Raw genomic sequence first — 2,141 nt, forward strand, 5'->3', positions numbered from 1 at the left:
ACATCCGCCGCTTGGATGGGGGTATCCGCAGGCAACTGCGTGCGCGCGACGTACACCCATTCGTTCGTCAACATGGGTGCGACAAACTGGTTGTAGGCGATACTGCCACCGACGCCGACCACAAAGAGCGTGGTCGCAAGGGTGTATCTCACCCAGGACTTCATCTCCTCGCCTCCTCATCCACCGACGCGCGTAGGCAAAAGGGGTTTCACCACGCGCTCGGTCAATTCGTGTAATTCGCTTGCCCAAGCTGAGACGTCCGGAAACCGCCCAGCCCAAAGCGCTTGTTGCATGGTATTGGGATCGAGATATGGAACCCGCACTGCATCCTCAAACAAATCGTCGTAGTGCGCGTATCGCGTCCATTTGTTCAGCACGGTGACCATGGACTCGCCGTATTGGGCGGTGAGCATCCGATACTGGTTGCCGAGTTCGGCTATGCTGAGAAACGTCGGATCGCAATCGAGCACACACACGATACGGTCTGCAACGCCTAAAAGCATGTCGCTTGGCACTTGCGCCCCCACATCGACGAGCGTCACAGGCTTTCGCATTTGCCGGAAGATGTACTGCACCATGGGCTGACTTCCATCCGTGCTCCCCGTCCATCCAGGCGACAGAGGCACCAAATCCACCCCATCCACCTCGATCTCTTGACCCACACCGTCCACCGTCCAGTGCCGATAGCCCTCGGCTGACATCCGTTCATCCAACTGAAAGTAGTCCCACATCCTTGGCCAAGGCCTGGGATGCTCCACGCAGGCCACAGAACGCATAGGCAGGTGTTGTGCAAAGAGCTTCGTAAGCAGGTACGTGATCGCTGTGACCCCTGCGCGCGGCCAAAGTCCGACGACCACGACAAGACGCGGTTGTACGATCTGTAACCGTTCTGGCGTGGATGGACTCGGCTTGCCCCATCGCGGACGCCGCCAACGTGGACGCACCGAAGCAGTCTCAGGCTCAGTCGTTTGCAAAACGACTTTCTCTTCTTTGACTTCCTCAACAACCACTGGCTCTTCATTCGTAGTGCGCAAAACCGAATCGTCCACATATGTCCGCACATCCAGTGGTGTTCGCGGGTGCTCGATAAAATCATCGAGGACGCCAAGCACAACCTCATCGCCAAAAAACGCAAAGTCATATACGCCAAGCGAACACAATTGCCGCTTCCATTCGTCGGTCTCATCTTCTTTCGAACCGACAAAAATCACGCGTGCGCCCTCTTGCCGCGCTCGGTGGATCACTTGGAGTTGTTCCGCGCGATGCGGAACCACCCATGTGGAGAGAAGCAAGATGTCGCCTGGCGCAAACGTCGTCTCCAGCACCTGCTTGTCGTAGACGAGCCATGTACTTTCCGCGTAACGTTCGCGCAAGTCCGCCGGAAACGCGAGATAGAGCATGTCGCCACCTCCTTTGCCCTTTCGGTGTCATGCTAGCGCATGGATAACAATGAATTACGCCAACTTTACGCCAATTTAGATGCTACCGAAGTACGGCTCCAGCGCCGGAATCCACTGCTGCGTGATCGCCGCGACATACTCGATCGTCTGGCTGTTCTGCGCCACCGTGTAGCCCTGCGATAGCGCCTCTTCTTCAGCACCCGGACCCGCGTTGTAAGCGGATAGTGTCTCCTCAACGTTCTCGTTGAACTCGTGATAGAGCTCCGACAAAAGTTCCGCGCCAAGCAGGATATTGGTCGTAGGGTTTGACAAATCCGCGTACCAACTCGCCCCCACAGGCACGCCGTTCACAGTAAGACCTTCAGCTGTACTCGGTTCGACTTGCATGAGTCCCATCGCCCCGGCGCTCGACGTCAACACGTGTCCAGACGGGTCGAGCTGATTCCCGCCCGATTCCTGATACATCACGCCCGCGATGAGCACGGCGGGAATGTTGAACATCTGCGCCGCAGCCTCAATGTCCGCCTTGTAGTGCAGGATGTTTTGAATCACGTTCCCGCTTGGCAATGCTGTAGATACGTGCGGAAGATCGGTCACCATCACACCGCCTGGGAACAGCACAGATGTGACCATCTTCTGCACCTCTGGATCGGAGATTGTGTAGTCGAGGGTCCCGATGAACCCCGCCAAGATGTCCTCGTCCTCTTGGGATTCCTTGATGTGCGTGTGTTGCGCCGTCGG

2 protein-coding genes are annotated in these 2,141 nt (G+C 57.0%); both read right to left on the minus strand.

Annotation, left to right across the window (positions count from 1 at the left end):
• Positions 1 to 176: 176 nt before the first annotated feature.
• The gene (locus C7445_RS14320) at positions 177 to 1,400 is read right to left on the minus strand and encodes a MinD/ParA family ATP-binding protein (RefSeq protein ID WP_134161390.1); all 1,224 of its coding nucleotides are present in this window, start codon (positions 1,398 to 1,400) and stop codon (positions 177 to 179) included.
• Between the two features lie 75 nt (positions 1,401 to 1,475).
• The coding region (locus tag C7445_RS14325; protein WP_134161392.1) for a lytic transglycosylase domain-containing protein at positions 1,476 to 2,141 on the minus strand (666 nt) is incomplete at its 5' end.

The organism is Alicyclobacillus sacchari, from assembly GCF_004366795.1.
GTDB lineage: Bacteria > Bacillota > Bacilli > Alicyclobacillales > Alicyclobacillaceae > Alicyclobacillus > Alicyclobacillus sacchari.